At 55.8% G+C, this 24,195-nt stretch carries 15 protein-coding genes; 9 read left to right on the top strand and 6 right to left on the bottom strand.

The window, feature by feature from the left end; genetic code table 11:
• Both apbE and ompK36 read right to left on the bottom strand, forming a co-directional pair.
• A complete protein-coding gene (gene apbE / locus Q1L34_RS07435) occupies positions 1-1,053 on the bottom strand; it encodes an FAD:protein FMN transferase ApbE (RefSeq protein ID WP_015583821.1) in 1,053 nt (350 codons plus the stop codon).
• 102 nt (positions 1,054-1,155) lie between these two features.
• Positions 1,156-2,247 (bottom strand): porin OmpK36, encoded by a 1,092-nt coding sequence (ompK36, locus tag Q1L34_RS07430; RefSeq protein WP_162660933.1) that lies wholly within the window; start codon positions 2,245-2,247, stop codon positions 1,156-1,158.
• A 774-nt stretch (positions 2,248-3,021) separates the two neighbouring features.
• Between ompK36 and rcsD the strand changes: the two genes are divergently transcribed.
• Together rcsD and rcsB are read left to right on the top strand one after the other, a co-directional pair.
• Positions 3,022-5,679 carry a phosphotransferase RcsD gene (gene rcsD / locus Q1L34_RS07425; protein ID WP_327204430.1) on the top strand — a complete coding sequence of 886 codons (2,658 nt, stop codon included), beginning with the start codon at positions 3,022-3,024 and terminating at the stop codon, positions 5,677-5,679.
• Positions 5,680-5,695: 16 nt separating this feature from the next.
• A complete protein-coding gene (rcsB, locus tag Q1L34_RS07420; RefSeq protein ID WP_002913007.1) occupies positions 5,696-6,346 on the top strand; it encodes a response regulator transcription factor RcsB in 651 nt (216 codons plus the stop codon).
• A gap of 63 nt (positions 6,347-6,409) precedes the next feature.
• On the opposite strand, the gene rcsC is transcribed toward rcsB, so the two are convergent.
• Both rcsC and gyrA read right to left on the bottom strand, forming a co-directional pair.
• Positions 6,410-9,265: a two-component system sensor histidine kinase RcsC gene (gene rcsC / locus Q1L34_RS07415; protein ID WP_182952288.1), complete on the bottom strand. Its 2,856-nt coding sequence runs from the start codon at positions 9,263-9,265 to the stop codon at positions 6,410-6,412.
• Positions 9,266-9,432: 167 nt separating this feature from the next.
• Complete coding sequence (gyrA, locus tag Q1L34_RS07410; protein ID WP_088911884.1) at positions 9,433-12,072, bottom strand: DNA topoisomerase (ATP-hydrolyzing) subunit A; 2,640 nt, start codon at positions 12,070-12,072, stop codon at positions 9,433-9,435.
• A 234-nt stretch (positions 12,073-12,306) separates the two neighbouring features.
• Between gyrA and ubiG the strand changes: the two genes are divergently transcribed.
• The 4 genes from ubiG (at position 12,307) to yfaE (ending at position 17,165) form a co-directional block, all read left to right on the top strand.
• On the top strand, positions 12,307-13,035 hold the full coding sequence (gene ubiG / locus Q1L34_RS07405; RefSeq protein WP_327204429.1) for a bifunctional 2-polyprenyl-6-hydroxyphenol methylase/3-demethylubiquinol 3-O-methyltransferase UbiG: 729 nt from the start codon (positions 12,307-12,309) through the stop codon (positions 13,033-13,035).
• 356 nt (positions 13,036-13,391) lie between these two features.
• On the top strand, positions 13,392-15,677 hold the full coding sequence (nrdA, locus tag Q1L34_RS07400; RefSeq protein ID WP_004864894.1) for a class 1a ribonucleoside-diphosphate reductase subunit alpha: 2,286 nt from the start codon (positions 13,392-13,394) through the stop codon (positions 15,675-15,677).
• Between the two features lie 103 nt (positions 15,678-15,780).
• The gene (nrdB, locus tag Q1L34_RS07395) at positions 15,781-16,911 is read left to right on the top strand and encodes a class Ia ribonucleoside-diphosphate reductase subunit beta (protein ID WP_015583818.1); all 1,131 of its coding nucleotides are present in this window, start codon (positions 15,781-15,783) and stop codon (positions 16,909-16,911) included.
• Positions 16,911-17,165, top strand: a complete 255-nt coding sequence (gene yfaE, locus Q1L34_RS07390; RefSeq protein ID WP_004201692.1) for a class I ribonucleotide reductase maintenance protein YfaE — start codon at positions 16,911-16,913, stop codon at positions 17,163-17,165. The genes nrdB and yfaE overlap by 1 nt, the downstream gene beginning before the upstream one ends.
• A gap of 77 nt (positions 17,166-17,242) precedes the next feature.
• Here yfaE and glpQ read toward each other — a convergent pair whose 3' ends face one another.
• Entirely contained in the window at positions 17,243-18,313 is a 1,071-nt protein-coding gene (glpQ, locus tag Q1L34_RS07385) for a glycerophosphodiester phosphodiesterase (protein WP_219173507.1), read from the bottom strand.
• Positions 18,314-18,322: 9 nt separating this feature from the next.
• Complete coding sequence (gene glpT, locus Q1L34_RS07380; protein ID WP_004864901.1) at positions 18,323-19,669, bottom strand: glycerol-3-phosphate transporter; 1,347 nt, start codon at positions 19,667-19,669, stop codon at positions 18,323-18,325.
• Positions 19,670-19,939: 270 nt separating this feature from the next.
• Between glpT and glpA the strand changes: the two genes are divergently transcribed.
• Genes glpA through glpC form a run of 3 tightly spaced genes read left to right on the top strand, consistent with a single transcriptional unit; the run spans position 19,940 to position 23,986 of the window.
• Positions 19,940-21,562, top strand: a complete 1,623-nt coding sequence (gene glpA / locus Q1L34_RS07375) for an anaerobic glycerol-3-phosphate dehydrogenase subunit A (RefSeq protein WP_327204428.1) — start codon at positions 19,940-19,942, stop codon at positions 21,560-21,562.
• Positions 21,552-22,811 (top strand): glycerol-3-phosphate dehydrogenase subunit GlpB, encoded by a 1,260-nt coding sequence (gene glpB / locus Q1L34_RS07370; protein ID WP_015583816.1) that lies wholly within the window; start codon positions 21,552-21,554, stop codon positions 22,809-22,811. Before glpA ends, glpB begins: the two co-directional genes overlap by 11 nt.
• Entirely contained in the window at positions 22,808-23,986 is a 1,179-nt protein-coding gene (gene glpC / locus Q1L34_RS07365; protein ID WP_015583815.1) for an anaerobic glycerol-3-phosphate dehydrogenase subunit GlpC, read from the top strand. Before glpB ends, glpC begins: the two co-directional genes overlap by 4 nt.
• Positions 23,987-24,195: the final 209 nt, after the last annotated feature.

The following is a 24,195-nucleotide window of genomic DNA, read 5'->3' as shown; positions in this document are numbered from 1 at the left end:
TTAATTCTTTTCGCCGACGAGGAAAGTGCGGAACTGCGGCGACATCCAGGTTGTAAACCCGTCGCCCTCTTTGACGATCATGTAAACCGCCAGCCCCTGCTGGCGCACCACTTCCTGCGCCCTTTCCGGCCCCAACACCATCAGGCCGGTATCCCAGCCGTCCGCTTCCAGCGCCGTTGGGGCGATGACCGTGACCGAGACCAGCTTATGGTCAATCGGCCGGCCGGTTTGCGGATCGATAACGTGGGAAATACGTTTACCGTCCAGCTCATAGTAGTTGCGATAGCTGCCGGAGGTGCTGATCCCATGTCCGTTGATATCAACAATCGCCTGCACGGCATTTTCGCGATCGGTTGGTTTCTGGATGGCCACCCGCCACGGCTGCCCGTCGCCGTTCATTCCCCGGCTGACCAACGCCCCGCCGACCGAAACCAGGTAGCGGGAAATGCCCTCCTGCTCCATCAGGCGAGCCAGATGATCGGCGGCATAGCCTTCGCCAACGGTGGAGAGATCGACAAACAGATCCGGGATGTCTTTTTGCAGATATTGCCGATCCGCGTGGTTAATGACCGTCAGATGCTGGAGCCCCGTGCGCGCTTTCGCGGCGGCGATCTGCTGAGGATCCGGCGTTTTAACCGGTTGCTTGTCGGGGCCAAACCCCCAGAGGTTCACCAGCGGCCCCACCGTAATATCCATGGCGCCCGCGGTTTTGGCGCCGATGCGCAGCGAGAGAGTGACAATATCAGCCATCGCTTCGCTGACCGGCCACGGCTCGGTCGTGGTGGCATGGTTAAAGCGCATCAGCGCAGAATCGTTCTTCCAGGTGGAGAGCAGACGATCGTCGGCATCGAGCTGCGCCTGGACCTTCTGTCGCAGCGCCTCGGCTTTGGCTTCATCAACGCCAATGACGCTGACCCGCCAGAATGTGCCCATCGTCTTACCATCCAGTACGGTCGCGGCACTTTTTGGCGCAGTGGGAGTTGTGGCTGAATCGCAGCCGGAAAGCAGTACGCAGACGCTGAACAGCGCGCTACGGAAAAAAGTGATATCCATACAATCAGGTTCCTCTTGCTAAGGCAGCAAGATTACACCAGCGAGGTTAAACCGGGCATAAAAAAAGGCGCCAGAGGCGCCTTTTTCGTCACTTCAGCGTGCTTAGAACTGGTAAACCAGGCCCAGAGCAACCACGTCGTCGGTAGAGATACCGGCGTTACGGGTGAAGCTGTTGTCGTCCAGCAGGTTGATTTTGTAGTCAACGTAGGTGGACATGTTTTTGTTGAAGTAGTAGGTCGCGCCTACGTCAACATATTTCAGGATATCCTGGTCGCCGTAGCCTTCCAGATCCTTACCTTTAGACTGCAGGTAAGCAACGGACGGACGCAGACCGAAGTCGAACTGGTACTGAGCAACCACTTCGAAGTTCTGTGCTTTGTTAGCAAAGCCCAGGTTGCCAGCGCGAGTTGCGTTGTAGGTCTGGGTGTACTGAGTTGCCAGGTAAACGTTGTTCGCGTCGTATTTCAGGCCGCCGGTGTAGGTTTCAGCGTGGTCGCCTTCACCCAGAACCAGTGCGTTCTGATCGTCGGTACGCTTGGAGTTAGCGTAAGCGAAACCAGCGCTGATGCCGTCCCAGATGTCATAAGTTACGGAAGTACCGAAACCGTCGCCGTTCTGTTTCAGAGCGCCACGACCGTTGTTGGTTGCGCCTTCGCCGCTAACGCTGCCGTTTTTACCCTGGTACTGCAGAGCAAAGTTCAGGCCGTCAACCAGACCGAAGAAGTCAGAGTTACGGTAGGTTGCAACGCCGTTAGCACGGGACTGCAGGAAGTTGTCAGAACCGTAGGTGTCGCCGCCGAATTCCGGCAGAACGTCGGTCCAGGAAGTTACGTCGTAAACAACGCCGTAGTTACGACCGTAGTCGAAAGAGCCCGCGTCGCCAAATTTCAGACCAGCAAACGCCAGACGAGTCCATGCCTGATCGCTTGAGCTTTCAGTGTTGTTCGCCTGAACGTTGTATTCCCACTGGCCGTAACCGGTCAGCTGGTCATTGATCTGAGTTTCGCCTTTAACGCCTACACGCATGTAGGTCTGGTCGCCGTCAACGCTCTTGTCGTCAGAGAAATAGTGCAGACCGTCGATTTTACCGTACAGGTCTAATTTGTTGCCGTCTTTGTTATAAATTTCAGCCGCATTCGCTGCGCCTGCTACCAGCAGAGCCGGTACCAGGAGGGACAGTACTTTAACTTTCATGTTATTAACCCTCTGTTTGTTATATGCCTTTTATTATTGCCACTGCTTACTGATTACCCTTCTAATCAGTCGGCTATATTCATTGTGCTGTAAAATGCAGAATAATCCAACAAGAATATGATACGAAAACTTCTAAGGTGTTTCAAAATGCGCACAAGATGTTTCAAGTTGTAAACACAGGGGAACTTTTCTTCATCGCTAAAAAGCACTAAAATAAGCACCAATAATCAAGAAAATAAATTTTTTCAATGAAGTTCATGCAGTTACACGTTGTTTCATGTATAGCACTGAATGACAAAACAAAATCCACCCCGGCGACTAGAATAACTCTCGCTATCATCATTAACTTTATTTATTACCGTCATTCAGTTCTGAATGTCTGTTTACCCCTATTTCAACCGGATGCCTCGCATTCGGTTTTTTTTTACCCTTCTTTACATAACTTTAATTACCCGGCGATATCCACGGAAAAAAATAACGGTTATTAATCAATCACCTCGCAAGTGAGTAAAGTCTTATCCAGATAATTTCTTGTTATTTAGTGCTATTTATTGCCAGAAACGGGTAAATAATTGTACAAGGTTCGCCCTGGTGTACATCTTATTGCGCGCGATTTTTTAAGATAATTCTTACGATTAAAAAAAATTGCAGAACCGCAATCTGTAGTATGGATTTGATAAATTAGCCTTTATACTGCTTAGCGTATTCACTCTGCTAGCAGCTACCTGGGGCGATGCCCTGCTTACAAACCTTGATGAGTCGCTCCGTCACACGATGACCCAGAAAAAATTCTCCCTGATGCCAGGCAGCATCACCCGCTTCTTCATCTTAATGGTCATCGTCCTGCTGGCGACCATGGGTGTTATGATCCAAAGCGCGGTCAATACCTGGCTGAAAGATAAAAGTTATCAGGTCATTGATGTCAGCCACGCGCTGCATAAACGCATCGATACCTGGCGCTACGCAACCTGGCAGATTTACGACAATATCGCCGCCACCCCTTCCAGCACCGTCAGCGATGGCCTGCAAGAAACGCGGTTGAAGCAGGATGTTTACTACCTGGAAAAACCGCGGCGGAAAACCGAAGCGCTGATCTTTGGATCCCACGACAGCTCCACCCTGGAGATGACGCAGAAAATGTCCAGCTACCTCGACATCTTGTGGGGAGCGGAAACCATCCCCTGGTCGATGTACTATCTGAATGGTCTGGATAACAGTCTGATCCTTGTGTCGACGCTGCCGCTGAAAGATCTGTCATCCAGCTTTAAAGAGTCAACGATTACCAGCGTGGTTGAATCCCGTCGCGCAGAAATGCTGCTGCAGGCGAACACCCTGGACGAGAGGGAAACCTTTTCCTCTCTGCGCCGCCTCTCCTGGCAGAATGGCCACTATTTTACCCTGCGCACCACCTTTAACCAGCCGGGCCACCTGGCAACCGTTGTCGCCTTTGACCTGCCGATTAACGACCTGATTCCGCCCGGCATGCCGCTGGATAATTTCCGTATTGAACCCGACCCGGCGCAAAGCGCGGTCAGCAACCCGGAAAAAGAGGCCACCGATAGCGTTAATATCGACTTTAACGGGGCGCGAATTGAGATCATCACCAGCATTAGCACCACCGGTATGCGCCTGATCTGGGTGGTTCCCTTCGGGTCGCTGCTGCTGGAGTCACTGCAGAACGTTCTCCTGCCGCTGCTGCTGATTATCGGCCTGCTGGCGTTAACGCTGTTCGGTTTTACGACGTTTCGCCATTACAACGGCCGCGGCCGTCAGACCGGTACCGCCGTCTCTCCCGCCGCCAATAGCGAATTGCGCACCCTGCGCGCCATTAACGAAGAGATCGTCTCGCTGCTGCCGCTGGGGCTGCTGGTTCACGATCAGGAAGCCAACCGTACAATTATCAGTAACCCGATTGCCGATCATCTCCTGCCGCACCTCAATCTGCAAAACATCACCAACATGGCCGATCAGCATCAGGGGGTTATCCAGGCGACAATCAATAACGAGCTGTATGAAATACGTCAGTATCGCAGCCAGGTCGCGCCGCGGACGCAGATCTTCATTATTCGCGATCAGGACCGGGAGGTTCTGGTCAATAAAAAACTGAAACAGGCCCAGCGCCTGTACGAGAAAAACCAGCAGGGGCGCATTGCATTTATGCAGCATATCGGCAGCGCCTTAAAACAGCCGGCGCAGAGCCTGGCCGAAGAAGCGGCTGCCATTGGGATTGCCCAAAGCCTTCAGCTTGCGCAGCATGCTGACCAGCTGGTACAGCTGGTCGATGAAATTCAGCTGGCGAATCTTCTGGAGAGCGACAGCTGGAAAAGTAATCCTGGGCTGTTCTCCATTCAGGAGCTGATCGATGAAGTGGTGCCTGAGGTGCTGCCGATCATTAAACGCAAAGGTCTGCAGCTGCTGATCAACAATGCGCTGCCGGCCAATGAACAACGCTATGGCGATCGCGATGCGCTGCGCCGCACGCTGCTGTTACTCATTCAATACTCGGTGACCACGACGCAAATTGGCAAAATCACGCTTGAAATGAGTAAAGATGAGTCCGCTGACGACCGGCTGACCTTCCGTATTCTGGATACCGGCAACGGCGTTTCCGGCAATGAAATCGACAATATGCACTTCCCGTTCCTGAACGAGACCCAGTCCGACCTGTATGGTAAAGCCAACGCCCTCACCTTCTGGCTCTGCGATCGCCTGACGCGCAGGCTTGGCGGTCAGATGAACATCAAGGCGCGCGAGTCGCTGGGAACCCGCTATTCTCTCCATCTCAAAATGCCGGCCAGCGAAGAAGAGAGCGATTCCGGCGAACATCTGCTGGATGATGTCGTGGTGATGCTCGATATTACCGCCAATGAGGTCCGCCGGATTGTGGTGCGCCAGCTCGAAAGCTGGGGAGCAACCTGCATCACGCCGGATGAAAGGCTGGCAAGTCAAGAATACGATCTCTTTTTAACGGATAATCCGTCTAATCTTACTGCTTCGGGCTTGCTTTTAAGCGATGATGAGGTCGGGATACGCAAAATTGGCCCAGGCCAGCTGCGTGTCAATTTTAATATCAGCACGGCTATGCAGGAAGCGATTCTGCAACTGATTGAACAGCAGCTGGCGCAGGAAGAGGGGCAATCTCCCTCTGCGGGAAGCGAAAGTAACGCCGAACTCCATGCCAGCGGCTATTACGCACTGTTTGCCGACACAGTTCCGGATGATGTTAAGAGGCTGTATACTGAACTGGCAACGAGCGATTTAGCTGCGCTGGCGCAGACAGCGCACCGCCTCAAAGGGGCGTTTGCTATGCTTAATCTGATACCCGGCAAACAGTTATGTGAAACGCTTGAGCATCTGATTCGCGAGAAAGATGCGCAAGGCATAGAAAAATATATCAGCGACATTGACGTTTACGTCAAGAGCTTGCTGTAGCAAGGTAGCCTAATACATGAACACTATGAACGTAATTATTGCCGATGACCACCCGATCGTACTGTTCGGTATTCGTAAATCCCTTGAGCAAATCGAATGGGTCAACGTAGTCGGCGAATTTGAAGATTCAACGGCACTTATCAATAATCTTCCTAAATTAGACGCACACGTTTTGATTACCGACCTGTCGATGCCTGGCGATAAATACGGCGACGGGATCACGTTGATCAAATACATCAAACGCCATTTCCCGGATCTGTCTATCATCGTTCTGACGATGAACAACAACCCGGCGATCCTTAGCGCAGTGCTGGATCTGGATATCGAAGGGATCGTGCTGAAACAAGGCGCCCCGACCGATCTGCCTAAAGCGCTGGCGGCGCTGCAGAAAGGCAAAAAATTCACCCCGGAAAGCGTTTCGCGCCTGCTGGAAAAAATCAGCGCCAGCGGTTACGGCGACAAGCGCCTGTCGCCGAAAGAGAGCGAAGTGCTACGCCTGTTCGCCGAAGGGTTTCTCGTGACCGAGATTGCCAAAAAGCTGAACCGCAGCATTAAAACCATCAGCAGCCAGAAGAAATCGGCGATGATGAAGCTGGGCGTGGAAAACGATATCGCGCTGCTGAACTACCTGTCTTCCGTTTCTCTGAGCGCCACCGACAAAGAGTAACGCTGCCTGCCCGGATAACGGCTCTGCGCCTTATCCGGGCAAGTCCACCACCGCTTCCCTGCCCTACTCCCTTTCCTGACGTTCTTTGCGCACCCGCGCGGCGTAGATCGCCAGCGTCTGCTTGATAATATCGAGCGTCACCGGTTTCGACAGACAGTTATCCATACCCGACTCCAGGCAGCGCTGTTTCTCCTCAGCCAGCGCGTTGGCGGTCACCCCGATGACCGGCAGGGTCATTCCCAGCTCGCGGATACGTTGCGTCAGGCGATAGCCATCCATATTCGGCATGTTGACATCGCTCAGCACGATATCGATATGCTGTTTGCTCAGCACGCCCAGCGCATCGACCCCATCGTTTGCCGTCACGCACTGATAGCCCAGCGAGCCAAGCTGGTCGGCCAGCAGCCGGCGGTTAATCGGATGATCGTCCACCACCAGGATCATCATATCGTCATTGCTGGCGACCTGCGTTTCCGGAGCGGCGAGCGCCGGGCCGTGTTCGGTGGTCGTCACCGCAATCCGCAAGATACGTCCCAGCAGCGGCAGCAGTTCGTGCGGTGTCGTCACGCTGTGTATCCACTCGCCAGGCGTGCGTTCCAGCGGAATACCGATATGACGACGACAGAAAATCACCGCCGCACTCCCCTGCCAGCGCGCGTCCGGCTCATCATCAGTCAGCAAAATATCATCTGCGCCGGGCCGTTGGCCGTCATAGATTTGGCAGTGAAGGCCGTGACAGATGAGTAGCGACTCGACAAATAGCGCCAGGGAGGCGTTGCGGATCGCCAGCCAGCAACACGTACCCGCCAGGCCATCAATCACCAGCGGCGAGCGGTTTTGCACGCCGTACAGCGGAATACGAATGGTAAAGCGACTGCCCATTCCCGGTTCGGTTTCGACGGCAATATCGCCGTCCATCATGCTGATGAGCTTTTCACATATCGCCAGCCCCAGACCGGTCCCCTGGAAGTTGCGCTGCACGCCGGTCCCCACCTGGAAGAACGGGTCAAACAGGCGCACCACCTCTTTTGCCGGGATCCCTTCGCCAGTATCGCGCACGCTAATTTGCAGGTAATCCCCGGCGCACTGCACGTGCAGGACGATGCAGCCGGTGTCGGTAAACTTAATGGCGTTGCTCAACAGGTTAGAGATGACCTGCTGCAAACGCATCGGGTCGCCGGACATCAGCTGCGGAACGTCAGGCTCGATAAAGCAGTAGAGCCCCAGCTGTTTACGCACCACCAGCGGTAAATAGTTGGCCGAGATATGGTTCATCACCTCACGCGGCGAAAACTCACCGGGTTCGATTTTCAGCTGCTCGGATTCGATTTTCGAGAAATCGAGGATATCGCTGATGATTTTCAGCAGCAGGCTCGAGGAGTTATTCATCGCCGTGACCAGCCTGTCGACGCCCTTCGGCAGCTCTTTGGTTTGCAACAGGTCAAGGTTACCGATTATTCCGTACAGCGGCGTTCGCAGCTCGTGGCTGACGGTGGCGAGGAACATCGATTTCGACTGGCTGGCCTGCTCCGCAGCCTGCGCCATCTCCTGCAACGACTCTTCCATCTTGACGCGGGCGCTGACGTCCACCAGCACGCAAATCGCGACGTTTTCATTGCGATAGCGCGAATGGACGAAGCTAATCTGCAGGTTGGTGTTGTTGCTGGTCAACACATCCACAAAGTTGACCTGCTGGCCGCAAATAATCTGCGTTAACCGCTGCCGATCCTCATGGGTCAGCATATTGAGGTAGTTGTGCGCCAGTTCGTTGCTCAGAATATTGGTGCCATCGAGGGTGCGCAGAATACAAATCCCCACCGGCGCCGATGCGACGATTTTACGGTTGAACTGCTCATGCTCTTCCAGCCGCTGGGCATCATTCTCCGCCGGGATAAAGATCCGCCGCTCATACATCCGCGCCAGGGCAAACAGAATCACCCCGGTGAGGATATTCAGGACAATCGCGTTGATAATCAGCATCCGGATACGTTCGAGCACCTGATCGACCGACACGGAATAGACGATGCTTAACGACGACGGCGGCAGACTCTTCTTCAGCGCCAGCTCGCGGAAACCCGCGGTGTAGCCAAACCAGATCCGCTCCTGCATCCAGCGGGCTTCGCTCTTGATTTTGTTATCCTGCCCGGCAAGAGAAATAAGCGGCTGTCCGTTGTCGTCGAGAATCGTGACGCTCATTGGCAGACTGCCCGGCGTAAAGAAGCTCTCCATACGAATGGTCTGCTCAATACCCAGCAACGCCTGCAGGCGGTTTGCCATATAAACCGGCGTCAGGGCGTAAAAATAGCCCACGCCCGGACGCACGCCCTGGCTTATCCAGAACAGGTTGTTGCCGCGCTCGTTTTGCGGCGCATCGCGGTACTGCTCAATACGCTGGTGCAGCACTTTCAGCGCCTGATCGCGCTCCAGCGGCATCTCCCGCAGGCCAAAGTTGGCCATACACAAATTATCGCTGCCAATGAGAAAGATGCGGTTGAGGTCATAGGCCGCGGAAAAGTTATCGCGCCAGTAGCGCATAAACCACGCCAGCGACTGCAGGGAGTTGCGCCAGGTCGCGCCCATTGTCCCGCAATCAGAATCAGGGTACAGCGGTTCAAAATCAGGAACGGCGATATTGCCGCCCGGAGCGGGAGTCGCCCCGCCCTCGTCACCGCTGGTCGGACGGTTGCCGGCCACGTATTTCAGCTCTTTAATCACATCCGCGGTTCGCTGAATATAGCGCTGCGCCTGATCGGCATTGAGGTTAAATTCCTGGCGGATCTCCGACTCTCTGTCATGCAGGGCGTTGACGATATAGAACACGGAAACGAAAGCGATCAGCATCCAGAGCAGTACCGCCAGCGCTCTGAACAGGTAGCGTGAAACCTTTAGCGTGGTATGAAAAGAGGCAAGATATTTCAATGGGGCGATACTCGGCCGTCAGGGACTCAACAGAATGGGGTTAAGGTAGCGGTAAACACGTTTCGTCGCAACGTTATACTCTCTGGATTTCGCCTCGGATAAAGGCGCAGCGTACAAATAAAAAGGGCCGGAGTCTCTCCCGGCCCTTTTCGCATCACTAGCGCAGATTATTCTTCATCTTCGACAGCGTCATCATCGGCGTCAGCGTCAGTTTCCGGCGCGATCTCGTCGTCGCCTTCCGCTACGCTGCCGTCGATGGCATCCAGCTCTTCGTCATCAACCGGCTCGGCTACGCGCTGCAGGCCTACGACGTTTTCATCTTCCGCGGTACGGATCAGAATAACGCCCTGCGTGTTACGACCGACGATGCTGACTTCCGACACGCGCGTACGCACCAGGGTGCCGGCATCGGTGATCATCATGATCTGATCGCAATCATCGACCTGCACAGCGCCGACCACGGAACCGTTACGCTCGGTGACCTTAATGGAGATCACGCCCTGCGTTGCACGGGACTTAGTCGGATACTCTGCCGCCGCCGTACGTTTACCGTAACCATTCTGCGTGACGGTCAGGATAGCGCCTTCGCCGCGTGGAATGATCAGCGAAACCACTTTATCGTCACCCGCCAGCTTGATGCCGCGAACGCCGGTAGCGGTACGGCCCATGGCACGGACCGCGCTCTCTTTAAAGCGCACCACTTTACCGGCGGCTGAGAACAGCATCGCTTCATCATTACCGTTGGTCAGGTCAACGCCAATCAGCTCGTCGCCTTCGTTCAGGTTCACCGCGATGATCCCGGCAGAACGTGGACGGCTGAACTCGGTCAGCGCGGTTTTCTTCACGGTACCGCTGGCGGTCGCCATAAAGACGTTCACGCCTTCTTCGTATTCGCGTACCGGCAGAATAGCGGTAATGCGTTCGTTAGCTTCCAGCGGCAACAGGTTGACGATTGGACGCCCGCGCGCACCACGGCTGGCTTCCGGCAGCTGATAGACCTTCATCCAGTACAGGCGGCCACGGCTGGAGAAGCAGAGGATCGTGTCATGGGTATTGGCCACCAGCAGGCGGTCGATAAAGTCTTCTTCTTTAATACGTGCGGCCGATTTACCTTTGCCACCGCGACGCTGCGCCTCATAGTCGGTTAGCGGCTGATACTTCACATAGCCCTGGTGAGACAGGGTGACCACCACATCTTCCTGGTTGATCAGATCTTCGATGTTGATATCCGCGGTGTTGGCGGTGATTTCGGTACGACGCGCGTCGCCGAACTGTTCGCGCATGGCTTCCAGCTCTTCACGAATCACTTCCATCAGACGGTCGGCGCTGCCGAGGATATGCAGCAGTTCAGCGATCTGTTCCAGCAGCTCTTTGTATTCATCGAGCAGTTTTTCATGCTCAAGCCCGGTCAGTTTCTGCAGACGCAGATCCAGGATCGCCTGGGCCTGCTGTTCGGTCAGATAGTATTGACCGTCGCGCACGCCGAATTCTGGCTCCAGCCACTCCGGACGCGCGGCATCATCACCGGCACGTTCCAGCATCGCCGCCACGTTGCCCAGATCCCATGGACGCGCGATCAGGCCAGCTTTCGCTTCCGCAGGCGTTGGCGCACGGCGGATAAGCTCGATGATCGGGTCGATGTTGGCCAGCGCAATCGCCAGCGCTTCAAGGATATGCGCACGATCGCGGGCTTTACGCAGTTCGAAAATGGTACGACGCGTCACCACTTCGCGGCGGTGGCGCACGAACGCTGAAAGAATATCTTTCAGGTTCATGATCTTCGGCTGACCATGGTGCAGCGCAACCATGTTAATACCGAAGGAGACCTGCAGCTGCGTCTGGGAGTAGAGGTTGTTAAGCACCACTTCGCCCACCGCATCGCGTTTCACTTCAATCACGATGCGCATCCCGTCTTTATCAGACTCGTCACGCAGCGCGCTGATGCCTTCAACGCGTTTGTCTTTCACCAGCTCGGCAATTTTCTCGATCAGGCGCGCTTTGTTCACCTGATACGGAATTTCGTGCACGATGATGGTTTCACGACCGGTCTTCGCATCGGTTTCCACCTCAGCGCGGGCGCGAATATAAATTTTGCCACGACCGGTGCGGTAAGCTTCCTCAATCCCACGACGACCATTAATAATGGCGGCGGTCGGGAAGTCCGGACCCGGGATGTGCTCCATCAGCCCTTCGACGGAGATATTTTCATCGTCGATATAGGCCAGGCAGCCGTTGATCACTTCCGTCAGGTTGTGCGGCGGAATATTGGTTGCCATCCCGACGGCGATACCGGACGAACCGTTCACCAGCAGGTTAGGGATTTTCGTCGGCATGACGTCAGGAATACGTTCCGTACCGTCATAGTTATCAACGAAATCAACCGTCTCTTTTTCCAGGTCGGCCATCAGCTCGTGGGCGATTTTCGACATACGGATTTCCGTATAACGCATCGCTGCGGCGGAGTCGCCATCGACAGAACCGAAGTTACCCTGGCCATCGACCAGCATATAACGCAAGGAGAATGGCTGTGCCATACGTACAATGGTGTCATAAACGGCGATATCACCATGAGGGTGGTATTTACCGATTACGTCACCAACGACACGGGCGGATTTTTTATAGGCTTTGTTCCAGTCATTGCCCAATACGTTCATGGCGTAAAGTACGCGACGGTGTACCGGTTTCAGGCCATCTCGGACATCCGGCAGCGCACGGCCAACAATGACCGACATCGCATAATCCAGATACGAGCTCTTAAGCTCTTCCTCAATGTTGACCGGTGTAATTTCTCTCGCAAGGTCGCTCATCTAACCGCTATCCCTCTACTGTATCCCGGATTCAAAGGTCGCAAATTATAACACAGCCACGGTGATACGGGTAAACCTATACCCAATGAATTTCGCGCCGCATCGTGGCGGTAAACGCAGGCGCTCCGATTCGCGTCATCGGGTCGCGGCAAAAGGCGATGGGGATAGACGGTTTATTCATGTCGGTCACCTGATATACTCGCCGGTCTGAACAGAAAAGGAGTCGAAGCGCCCATGAATGCCGAAAAACAGCCGGTGGCCCACAACGTTGATCATCATGAAATTGCTAAATTTGAAGCCGTCGCCTCGCGCTGGTGGGACTTAGAGGGCGAGTTCAAGCCCTTACATCGTATCAACCCGCTGCGTCTTGGCTATATTGCGGAGCGTTCTGGCGGCCTGTTTGGTAAAAAGATACTCGATGTTGGCTGCGGCGGCGGCATCCTTGCCGAGAGCATGGCGCGTGAAGGCGCAACGGTAACCGGGCTCGACATGGGCTTTGAACCGCTGCAGGTAGCGAAGCTGCACGCGCTGGAAAGCGGCGTTCAGGTCGACTATGTCCAGGAGACGGTAGAAGAGCACGCGGCGAAGCACGCCGGTCAGTACGATGTGGTGACCTGCATGGAGATGCTGGAGCATGTTCCGGACCCGCGCTCGGTGGTTCACGCCTGTGCACGGCTGGTGAAGCCCGGCGGCCAGGTCTTCTTCTCGACCATTAACCGCAATGGTAAAGCGTGGCTGATGGCGGTAGTCGGCGCTGAATACGTGATGAAAATGGTGCCCAAAGGGACTCATGACGTGAAAAAATTCATTAAGCCGGCGGAGCTGATTGGCTGGGTTGATCAGACTACTCTGAAAGAGCAGCATATTATCGGCCTGCATTACAATCCGCTGACCAATACCTTCAAGCTGGCACCGGGGGTAGATGTTAACTATATGTTGCATACAACCGCGAAAAGCGCATAACGTCAGCAGTTTTTCATATGATGATTATTTGATGATTGCGCGGCATCAAGCCGCGTAATTTTTACATCCGTCGAAGAAATCAGCATTCGATCAAATTTTCATATTTATTTTCCAGTTTATTGACATCTCCGCCAGGCCTTACGCGGCGTGGACTTAGCGATCATTACGCTTCCGCAACCTCAAATTAACGCCAAAATCAACCCTTGTACTCAAAAGAATCCTTACTAAAATACTCACCATATAGCGTTTCTTTTATCTACAACCCCCTACATATAGTATTTATCCACAGAGTTAGTCACAACGGCGTTCTGTGGATAAGCGGGGGATATTTTCTCTCACGGACAGGTATAATCCACATGAATCAGAGTCTGCTGGTGACAAAGCGTGACGGTAGCACCGAGCGCATTAATCTCGATAAAATCCATCGTGTACTGGATTGGGCGGCAGAAGGACTGAATAACGTTTCGATTTCTCAGGTAGAACTGCGCTCTCACATTCAGTTTTACGACGGCATCAAAACTGCCGATATCCACGAAACCATCATTAAGGCAGCGGCGGACCTGATCTCCCGCGAAGCGCCGGATTACCAGTATCTCGCCGCGCGCCTGGCGATCTTCCATCTGCGTAAAAAAGCCTACGGCCAGTTTGAGCCGCCAGCGCTGTATGACCACGTCACGAAGATGGTTAAAAAAGGCAAATACGATACTCATCTGCTGGAAGACTACACGGAAGAAGAGTTCAAGCAGATGGATTCGTTCATTGTTCACGATCGCGATATGAGCTTCTCCTACGCTGCCGTTAAGCAGCTGGAAGGCAAATATCTGGTCCAGAACCGTGTTACCGGCGAAATTTACGAGAGCGCCCAGTTCCTCTACATTCTGGTTGCCGCCTGCCTGTTCTCCAACTACCCGCGCGAGACGCGTCTGGACTACATCAAACGTTTCTATGATGCCGTCTCCACGTTTAAAATCTCGCTGCCGACGCCGATTATGTCCGGCGTGCGTACCCCAACGCGTCAGTTCAGCTCCTGCGTGCTGATCGAGTGCGGCGATAGCCTCGACTCCATCAACGCCACCTCCAGCGCCATCGTGAAATATGTTTCCCAGCGCGCAGGTATCGGTATTAACGCCGGTCGCATTCGTGCGCTGGGCAGCCCGATCCGCGGCGGCGAAGCGTTCCACACCGGCTGTATCCCGTTCTATAAGCACTTCCAGACCGCGGTGAAGTCCTGCTCGCAGGGCGGCGTACGCGGCGGTGCCGCCACGCTGTTCTACCCGATGTGGCATCTGGAAGTCGAAAGTCTGCTGGTGCTGAAAAACAACCGGGGTACCGACGCCAACCGCGTTCGCCACATGGACTACGGCGTACAGATCAACAAACTGATGTACACCCGCCTGCTGAAAGGTGAAGACATTACCCTGTTCAGCCCGTCCGACGTCCCGGGCCTGTACGACGCCTTCTTCGCCGATCAGGACGAATTCGAACGTCTGTACACCCTGTACGAAAAAGACGACAGCATTCGTAAGCAGCGCATCAAAGCGGTTGAGCTGTTCTCCCTGATGATGCAGGAACGCGCCTCCACCGGCCGTATCTACATCCAGAACGTTGACCACTGCAACACCCACAGCCCGTTTGACCCGGTGGTGGCGCCGGTTCGCCAGTCCAACCTGTGCCTGGAAATCGCGCTGCCGACCAAACCGCTGGATGACGTCAACGACGAAAACGGTGAAATCGCGCTCTGTACTCTGTCTGCCTTTAACCTCGGCGCCATTGAAAGCCTTGACGAGCTGGAAGAGCTGGCGGTACTGGCGGTGCGTGCGCTGGATGCGCTGCTGGATTATCAGGACTACCCGATTCTGGCGGCTAAACGCGGCGCGATGGGCCGTCGTACGCTGGGTATTGGCGTGATCAACTTCGCCTACTACCTGGCGAAGCACGGTAAACGCTACTCTGACGGCAGCGCCAACAACCTGACGCATAAAACCTTTGAAGCTATTCAGTACTACCTGCTGAAAGCGTCAAACGAGCTGGCCATTGAACAGGGCGCGTGCCCGTGGTTCAACGAGACCACCTATGCTCAGGGCGTGCTGCCGATCGATACCTATAAAAAAGATCTCGATGCCATCGTCAACGAGCCGCTGCACTACGACTGGGAAGCGCTGCGCGAATCCATTAAAGAGCACGGCCTGCGTAACTCTACGCTCTCTGCGCTGATGCCGTCAGAGACCTCTTCGCAGATCTCCAACGCCACCAACGGTATTGAGCCGCCGCGCGGACATGTCAGCATTAAAGCCTCGAAAGACGGCATTCTGCGTCAGGTGGTACCGGACTACGAAAAACTGCAGGGCAGCTACGAGCTGCTGTGGGAAATGCCGAACAATGACGGCTACCTGCAGCTGGTTGGTATCATGCAGAAGTTTATCGACCAGTCGATTTCGGCCAACACCAACTATGACCCGACGCGTTTCCAGTCGGGTAAAGTACCGATGCAGCAGTTGCTGAAAGACTTGCTCAATGCCTATAAATTCGGCGTAAAAACTCTGTACTATCACAACACCCGTGATGGCGCGGAGGATGCCCAGGACGATCTGGCGCCGTCCATCCAGGACGACGGCTGCGAAAGCGGCGCATGTAAGATTTGATAATATTGCCCGGCGGCGCCTTGCTTGCCGGGCTTACGGTCTATTGTAGGCCGGGTTTGCGAAGCGCCACCCGGCGTATAATTCCAGGACAGGATCCCCACTCATGGCATATACCACTTTTTCACAGACGAAAAACAACCAGCTGCTTGAGCCGATGTTTTTTGGCCAACCGGTTAACGTCGCCCGTTACGATCAGCAAAAATATGACATCTTCGAAAAGCTGATCGAAAAACAGCTCTCCTTCTTCTGGCGTCCGGAAGAAGTTGACGTCTCCCGCGACCGTATCGACTACCAGGCGCTGCCGGAACACGAAAAACATATCTTCATCAGCAACCTGAAGTATCAGACGCTGCTGGACTCTATCCAGGGCCGTAGCCCGAACGTCGCCCTGCTGCCGCTGATTTCGATTCCGGAACTGGAAACCTGGGTGGAAACCTGGGCATTCTCAGAGACGATTCACTCGCGCTCCTACACCCATATCATCCGTAATATCGTGAACGATCCGGCAATGGTCTTCGACGATATCGTCACCAACGAGCAAATCCAGAAACGCGCGGAAGGTATCTCCCACTACTACGACACGCTGATCGAGCTGACCAGCTACTGGCATCTGCTGGGTGAAGGCACGCACACCGTCAACGGGAAAACCATCACCGTTAACCTGCGCGAGCTGAAAAAGAAACTCTACCTGTGCCTGATGAGCGTCAACGCGCTGGAAGCGATTCGCTTCTACGTCAGCTTCGCCTGTTCGTTCGCATTCGCCGAGCGCAAGCTGATGGAAGGCAACGCCAAAATCATCCGCCTGATCGCCCGTGACGAAGCGCTGCATCTGACCGGCACCCAGCACATGCTGAATCTGCTGCGCTCCGGCGTCGACGACCCGGAAATGGCGGAAATTGCCGAAGAGTGCAAGCAGGAGTGCTACGATCTGTTCGTGCTGGCGGCGCAGCAGGAGAAAGAGTGGGCGGACTACCTGTTCCGTGACGGTTCAATGATCGGCCTGAACAAAGATATTCTCTGCCAGTACGTGGAATACATCACCAATATCCGCATGCAGGCGGTGGGTCTCGACCTGCCCTTCCAGACCCGCTCCAACCCGATTCCGTGGATCAACACCTGGCTGGTGTCCGATAACGTGCAGGTTGCGCCGCAGGAAGTGGAAGTCAGCTCCTACCTGGTTGGCCAGATCGATGCCGAAGTCGATGCCGACGATCTGAGCAACTTCCAGCTCTGATGAAACGCATTTTTCTGAAAATCTCTGACACTCGTCTTGAGTGTCAGGATGAACACCCTTCCCTGTTGGCCGCCCTGGAATCACATAATATCGACGTGGAGTATCAGTGCCGCGCCGGCTATTGCGGATCCTGCCGCACGCGGCTGGTTTCCGGTCAGGTTGACTGGCTGACCGAACCGCTGGCGTTCATCCAGCCGGGAGAGATTTTGCCCTGCTGCTGCCGGGCGAAAGGCGATATTGAAATCGAGATGTAGTTTTGTCGGGTGGCGCTGCGCTTACCCGACAAAACCGCAGTTCACAGGCCGGGCAAGGCGCAGCGCCACCCGGCTTTTTAGTGCTTCGCTTTCAGAAACTGCACCGCTTTATCCGGGAAATCGGTAAACAAGCCGTCGACGTCAGCCTGGTGGTACAGCAGGTCAAACAGCTGATTCACATCGGTGACATAATCCGGTAGCTGGTCAGCGCGGACGGTATACGGGTGCACCACCAGACGCTGGCGATGCGCCTCTTTCACCATCTCGTTGAGCGCAACCTGACCCGGCCTGGCATTCGCCGCCACCAGCATATGGTAGTCCGGACCAATTCCGTCGGCATATTGCGCAATCTGCGTCATCGCGCCGGGCTTAAACATCCAGTCATAGCTGTAGTTAACCCATTTGCCATCCGCCTGGCGTTGCCGGGTTTCATTCCAGTCGGTGTAAGCGATCAGCTGCACCAGCTTCAGGTCCATCCCCATTTTCGGCTCCAGCTCATGCTTAATCCGCTTGAGCTCGTTAGCATCAAAGCACTGCAGATAGATCTTATCCTGCTTGCGGGTGTACCCGTATTTCTTCAGCACCTGCAGGACGCTGACGGCGATATCCTTGCCTTCCTGATGGTGGAACCACGGCGCCTTAATTTCCGGGTAGATTCCGATATTTCTCCCCGTTGAATGGTTCAGCCCCTGAACAAACTCAATCTCCTCTTCAAAAGTATGAATGCGGAAGTCTGATTTCCCCATCGGGAAGCGGCCAGGGAAGGTCTGTATATTCTTGCCGTCCTTCGGCTCAAACCCTTCGCTGAACCGCAGCGATTTTATCTCCGCGAGGGTAAAGTCGATGGCGTAGAAGCGCCCATCCTGCCGTGCGCGCTGCGGGAAACGCTCCGCGACGTCGGTCACCCGATCGAGATAGTGGTCATGGAGCACCACCAGCCGATCGTCTTTGGTCATGACCAGGTCCTGCTCAAGATAATCGGCGCCCTGAGCGTAGGCCATCGCTTTTGCCGGCAGCGTATGCTCCGGCAGATAGCCGCTGGCGCCGCGGTGGGCGATGACCAGCTTATCCGCCGTAGAGGCGGAGAAGCTCAGAGTAGAACCGGCCAGTAAAATCGCCGTCATTAACGTTGTGGCTACCGTTTTCATGCGCATTCCTTAAGCCTGTTTCAGTTGTTGGTGATGGCGTTTTTCGCCAATCATCACCACCACCAGCAGCAGAACCGCCAGCACGCTGCCGCCGATCATCACCATGAAACCGCCGTCCCAACCGAAGAAGTCAACGGTATAGCCTACGATCGCGCTGGCGGCAACGGAACCGCCCAGGTAGCCAAACAAACCGGTAAAACCGGCGGCAGTGCCAGCCGCTTTTTTCGGCGCCAGTTCCAGGGCATGCAGGCCAATCAGCATCACCGGGCCATAGATCAGGAAGCCAATCACAATCATACAGGTCATATCGATACCCGGATTACCCGGCGGGTTGAGCCAGTAGACCACGGTCGCAATCGTCACCAGCGTCATAAAGAAGACGCCGGTGGCTCCGCGATTACCCCTAAACACCTTATCGGACATCCAGCCGCAAATCAGCGTGCCTGGAATCCCCGCATACTCATATAAGAAGTAGGCCCAGGAGGATTTATCCAGCGCAAAGTGCTTCACTTCTTTCAGGTAGGTTGGCGACCAGTCGAGAATGCCGTAGCGCAGCAGATAGACAAAGACGTTCGCCACGGCGATATACCACAGCAGCTTGTTCGGCAGGATATACTGCTTAAAGATCTGGCTGGCGGTCAGCTCCTGTTCATGCTCTTCGCTGTAATCATCAGGATAGTCATTTTTATACTCTTCAATTGGCGGCAGGCCGCAGGACTGTGGCGTATCGCGCATCATCGCGAAGGCAAACACCGCCAGCAGAATCGCGCCGAATGCCGGCATATACAGCGCCGCGTGCCAGTCGTTAAACCAGGCCATCCCCAGCAGGAACAGCAGCGGTGGGATCCCGCCTCCCACGTTATGCGCGCAGTTCCACACCGAGACAATGCCGCCACGTTCTTTCTGCGACCACCAGTGCACCATCGTCCGCCCGCACGGCGGCCAGCCCATCCCCTGGAACCAGCCGCAGAGGAACAGCAGCACGAACATCACCATAATGCTGGAGGTCGCCCAGGGCACAAACCCCATCACCAGCATCACCAGCGCAGCCAGGATCAGCCCCGCGGGCAGAAAAATGCGCGGATTCGAGCGATCCGAAACCGACCCCATGATGAATTTCGAAAATCCATAGGCAATCGAAATACCGGAGAGGGCGAAACCCAGATCGCCGCGGGAAAAACCTTGCTCCACCAGATAGGGCATAGCCAGAGCAAAGTTCTTACGCACCAGATAGTAAGCAGCGTATCCAAAGAAAATACCGATGAAAATTTGCCAGCGCAGTCGACGGTACAGCGGATCGATTTCCGCCGCGGGCAAACGCGCTTTGTGTGGCGCAGGTTTAAAAATAGTTAACATAGCAGCCTCCGTGGCCATCTCTTCTCTACTGACAGCGATAAGAAAAATCTAATCTAATCACCCACTTCTGATGAGGCGGGATGGTAGGCAAAGCTGGCCCTGGATACTGTGAAACATCGCACGCTTTGTTACAAAAATATGACAAAACATTCCATTATGAGCATGAAATCACATAAACCGCTCGAATAACGCGCGAATATGCTCGAAATCAAACAATACGTACTGTTTGTATGGCTAAATGGCGTAAAACGAAAGCAGAGGGACAGGAAGATGGCCGAAACCCGTGAATGCGATGTTATTATCATCGGCGGCGGCGCCACCGGCGCAGGGATTGCGCGGGACTGCGCGCTCCGCGGGCTGCAGGTAACGCTGCTGGAACGTCACGATATTGCCACCGGAGCAACCGGCCGTAATCACGGTCTGCTGCACAGCGGCGCCCGCTATGCCGTCACCGATAGTGAATCGGCCCGCGAGTGCATCACTGAGAACCGGATTCTGCGCCGCATCGCCCGTCACTGCGTTGAACCGACCGGTGGACTCTTCATTACTCTTCCCGAGGACGATCTGGCCTGGCAACGAACCTTTATCAACGCCTGTCAGCAGGCGGGGATCGAAACCCGGCCGCTGTCGCCAGCAGAGGCGCTGCGCCTTGAACCCACCGTCAATCCGGCCCTGCTTGGCGCCGTACAGGTCCCCGATGGCACCATCGATCCGTTTCGCCTGACGGCGGCCAATATGCTCGACGCCCGGGAGCATGGCGCGACCATTCTGACCGGTTGCGAAATGACCGGGCTCATCCGCCGTGGAGAACGCGTTTGCGGGGTCGAGTTTTATGATCATCAGCATCGGGAGAGACGTACGCTACACGCCGGGGTTGTGGTCAATGCTGCCGGGATCTGGGGACAGCGGATCGCGGAATATGCCGATCTGCGCATCGCCATGTTCCCGGCCAAGGGATCGCTGCTGATCCTCGACCATCGTATCAACCGACAGGTCATCAACCGTTGCCGTAAACCTGCCGATGCCGATATTCTGGTGCCCGGCGATACCATTTCGCTGATTGGCACGACGTCGGAACATATCCCTTACGAGGAAATTGATGACAACCGGGTCACAACGGCCGAAGTCGACACGCTGCTGCGGGAGGGAGAAAAGCTGGCTCCGGTACTTGGGCGTACTCGCGTGCTGCGCGCCTATTCCGGCGTGCGCCCACTGGTGGCCAGCGATGATGATCCCAGCGGACGCAGCGTCAGCCGCGGTATCGTTCTGCTCGACCACGCCAAACGCGATGGCATGGAGGGCTTTATCACCATTACCGGCGGCAAGCTAATGACCTACCGTTTGATGGCAGAGTGGGCCACGGATGCGGTGTGCCGTAAGTTGAGCAACAGCGTCCCCTGCTCTACTGCCGACACTCCGCTCCCGGGCTCAACGGAGTCCCCCGAAGCCACGGTAAAAAAAATCATCTCGCTACCCGCGCCGCTGCGCGGTTCCGCCCTCTATCGCCACGGCGACCGCACGCCTGCCTGGCTGGGCGATACCCGCCAGCATCGCAGCTTGATTTGTGAATGCGAGATGGTGACCGCCGGAGAAGTGCAGTACGCGGTGGAAAACTTAGCGGTTAACAGCCTGCTCGATCTACGCCGCCGCACGCGCATCGGCATGGGCACCTGTCAGGGAGAGCTGTGCGCCTGCCGGGCGGCCGGGCTTCTGCAACGGTTTAACATCACCACTCCCGCCCAGTCGCTGACCCAGCTTTCTGATTTTTTAAACGAACGCTGGAAAGGCGTGCAGCCCATTGCCTGGGGCGATGCGCTCAGGGAAAGTGAATTCACCCGCTGGGTCTACCTCGGACTGTGCGGGCTGCAAAAGGAGTCTCAGGATGAAATTTGATAGCGTGATTATCGGCGGTGGCCTCGCGGGTCTGCTCTGCGGGCTAACGCTTAATCAGTTCGGCCTGCGCTGCGTCATCGTCAGTCGGGGTCAAAGCGCGCTGCACTTTTCCTCCGCTTCGCTGGATCTGCTCTGCGCCCTTCCCGACGGGGAACGCGTCAGCGATGTGGCTCACGGGATAGACCGCCTGGCAGAACAGCTTCCCGAACATCCCTACGCGATGCTGGGCGCCGAACGGGTGATGGCGTACGCCGCGCAAACCGAGGCGCTGCTGGCTATCAACGGGATCGCGATGCGCGGCGCGGCCAGCCAGCCGCATGAACGCGTTACGCCGCTGGGCACCCTGCGCCCGACATGGCTTTCGCCGCTGGAAGTTCCCGTGGCGCCACTGTCCGCACGCAGCGTTGGCGTGGTGGGTATCGGCGGCTTCGCCGACTTCCAGCCGCATCTGGCCGCCGCCTCGCTCACCCGGCAGGGGGTGAAGGCGACGGCCAGCGAGATAGACTTACCGATACTGGATGTTCTGCGGGATAACCCGAGCGAATTTCGCGCGGTGAATATCGCCAGAATGCTCGACGAAGAGTGTCATTGGCCCGCGCTCCTCGCCGCGTTACGTCCGCTGGCGCTGGCGCACGACCTGCTGATCATGCCCGCCTGTTTCGGTCTGAATGACGCCGGGCTGTATCGCTGGCTACAGGAACAGCTACCCTGCCCGCTGCGCCTGCTGCCGACGCTGCCGCCTTCGGTTCCCGGCATACGCCTGCATAACCAGCTTCAGCGTCGTTTTATTCGGACCGGAGGTACCTGGCTGGCTGGCGATGAAGTCACGCGGATCGGCCATCAGGAGGGGAAAGTCAACGAAGTCTGGACCCGGCAGCACGGCGATGTTCCGCTGCGTCCCCGTTTTGCCGTTCTGGCCAGCGGCAGTTTCTTCAGTAATGGATTGATCGCCGATAAAGCGCGCGTTCGGGAACCCATTCTCGGCCTCGACCTTCAGCAGACCACTCCGCGTGAGAACTGGTATCAGCGCGATTTCTTTGCTTCGCAACCCTGGCAACGCTTCGGCCTGAAAACGGATACGATGCTGCGCCCGCTGCTCGACGGCCAGCCGCTGGGCAACCTGTTCGCCATCGGTTCGCTACTCGGCGGTTTTGATGCCATCCAGCTTGGATGCGGCGGCGGCGTTTGCGCGGTCACCGCGCTGCACGTCGCGAAACAGATTCATGACCTTGCCGGAGGCACGCGATGAACGATACCCGCTTTGAGAGCTGCATTAAATGTACCGTTTGTACGACCAGCTGCCCGGTCAGCCGAGTTAATCCCCGCTATCCGGGCCCGAAACAGGCGGGCCCCGACGGTGAGCGCCTGCGGCTGAAAGATGGGGCGCTGTACGACGAAGCCTTAAAATATTGTATTAACTGCAAGCGCTGTGAAGTCGCCTGTCCCTCTGATGTAAAAATTGGCGATATTATCCAAAGGGCACGGGCGCAGTACAGCCAGCAAAAACCCACGCTGCGCGATGCTATCCTCAGCCATACCGACCTGATGGGCACCCTCTCCACGCCGTTTGCCCCGCTGGTCAACGCCGCAACGGGGCTCAAACCGGTGCGCCGCCTGCTCGATGCGACGCTAAAGATTGACCACCGCCGGACGCTGCCGAAATATGGTTTCGGCACTTTTCGCCGCGCTTACCGCCAGCAGGCGGACCGCCAGGCGCAGTTCAGTGAACAGGTCGCTTTTTTTCACGGCTGTTACGTCAACTACAACCATCCGCAGCTTGGCCACGACCTTATCCGCGTGCTGAATGCGATGGGCACCGGCGTACAGCTGTTAAGTAAAGAAAAATGCTGCGGCGTGCCGCTTATCGCCAACGGCTTTTTTGCCAAAGCCCGCCGCCAGGCGCAGAGCAACGTCGCCGCCATGCGAGAGACTCCGCTGCCGGTCATTGCCACCTCATCAACCTGCACGTTTACCCTGCGCGACGAATACCCGCATCTGCTGGATGTCGATAATCAGGACCTTCGCGACCGGATTGAACTGGCAACTCGTTGGATCTGGCGCCAGCTTGATGCCGGGCGTACCCTGCCGCTTCGGCCGCTGCCGCTGAAGGTGGTTTATCACACGCCGTGTCATATGGAGAAGATGGGCTGGTCGCTGTATACCCTCGAACTGCTGCGGCTGATCCCGGGTTTACAGCTGGAAGTGCTGGATTCACAGTGCTGCGGCATCGCCGGTACCTACGGGTTTAAATCGGAAAACTACCCCTCTTCGCAGGCCATCGGCGCACCGCTGTTCCGGCAAATTGAGGAGAGCGGCGCCGACCTGGCGATCACCGATTGCGAAACCTGCAAATGGCAAATCGAGATGTCCACCAGCAAACGCTGTGAACATCCCATCACTCTGCTGGCGCAGGCGCTGGCCTGACATCGACGCCAGAAACCAGTAAAACCAATGCGGCTGATGACAAACCGGGTTTGAATACGGAGCCCGGGTTTGTGCCGGGTGGCGGCTAACGCCTGACCCGGCCTACTGGTGCTGGCGGATTCAGAACGGGAATTGCCCCGGCTGACTACCAGCCTGATACCCATACAGACCCCGTAGGCCCGGTAAGGCGCAGCCGCCACCGGGCAATT

The sequence above is a fragment of the Klebsiella ornithinolytica genome, assembly GCF_030505655.1.
GTDB classification, from domain to species: Bacteria; Pseudomonadota; Gammaproteobacteria; order Enterobacterales; family Enterobacteriaceae; genus Klebsiella; species Klebsiella ornithinolytica.
The sequence above is the reverse complement of the archived record's forward strand: the minus strand, read 5'-3'. Positions and strand labels throughout refer to the sequence as shown.

Excerpts from the sequence above, each read along its gene's own strand:
- apbE (WP_015583821.1), bottom strand. The coding sequence starts at position 1,053 with ATGGATATCACTTTTTTCCGTAGCGCGCTGTTCAGCGTCTGCGTACTG.
- ompK36 (WP_162660933.1), bottom strand. The coding sequence starts at position 2,247 with ATGAAAGTTAAAGTACTGTCCCTCCTGGTACCGGCTCTGCTGGTAGCA.
- rcsD (WP_327204430.1), top strand. The coding sequence starts at position 3,022 with ATGACCCAGAAAAAATTCTCCCTGATGCCAGGCAGCATCACCCGCTTC.
- rcsB (WP_002913007.1), top strand. The coding sequence starts at position 5,696 with ATGAACACTATGAACGTAATTATTGCCGATGACCACCCGATCGTACTG.
- gyrA (WP_088911884.1), bottom strand. The coding sequence starts at position 12,072 with ATGAGCGACCTTGCGAGAGAAATTACACCGGTCAACATTGAGGAAGAG.
- ubiG (WP_327204429.1), top strand. The coding sequence starts at position 12,307 with ATGAATGCCGAAAAACAGCCGGTGGCCCACAACGTTGATCATCATGAA.
- nrdA (WP_004864894.1), top strand. The coding sequence starts at position 13,392 with ATGAATCAGAGTCTGCTGGTGACAAAGCGTGACGGTAGCACCGAGCGC.
- nrdB (WP_015583818.1), top strand. The coding sequence starts at position 15,781 with ATGGCATATACCACTTTTTCACAGACGAAAAACAACCAGCTGCTTGAG.
- yfaE (WP_004201692.1), top strand. The coding sequence starts at position 16,911 with ATGAAACGCATTTTTCTGAAAATCTCTGACACTCGTCTTGAGTGTCAG.
- glpQ (WP_219173507.1), bottom strand. The coding sequence starts at position 18,313 with ATGAAAACGGTAGCCACAACGTTAATGACGGCGATTTTACTGGCCGGT.
- glpT (WP_004864901.1), bottom strand. The coding sequence starts at position 19,669 with ATGTTAACTATTTTTAAACCTGCGCCACACAAAGCGCGTTTGCCCGCG.
- glpA (WP_327204428.1), top strand. The coding sequence starts at position 19,940 with ATGGCCGAAACCCGTGAATGCGATGTTATTATCATCGGCGGCGGCGCC.
- glpB (WP_015583816.1), top strand. The coding sequence starts at position 21,552 with ATGAAATTTGATAGCGTGATTATCGGCGGTGGCCTCGCGGGTCTGCTC.
- glpC (WP_015583815.1), top strand. The coding sequence starts at position 22,808 with ATGAACGATACCCGCTTTGAGAGCTGCATTAAATGTACCGTTTGTACG.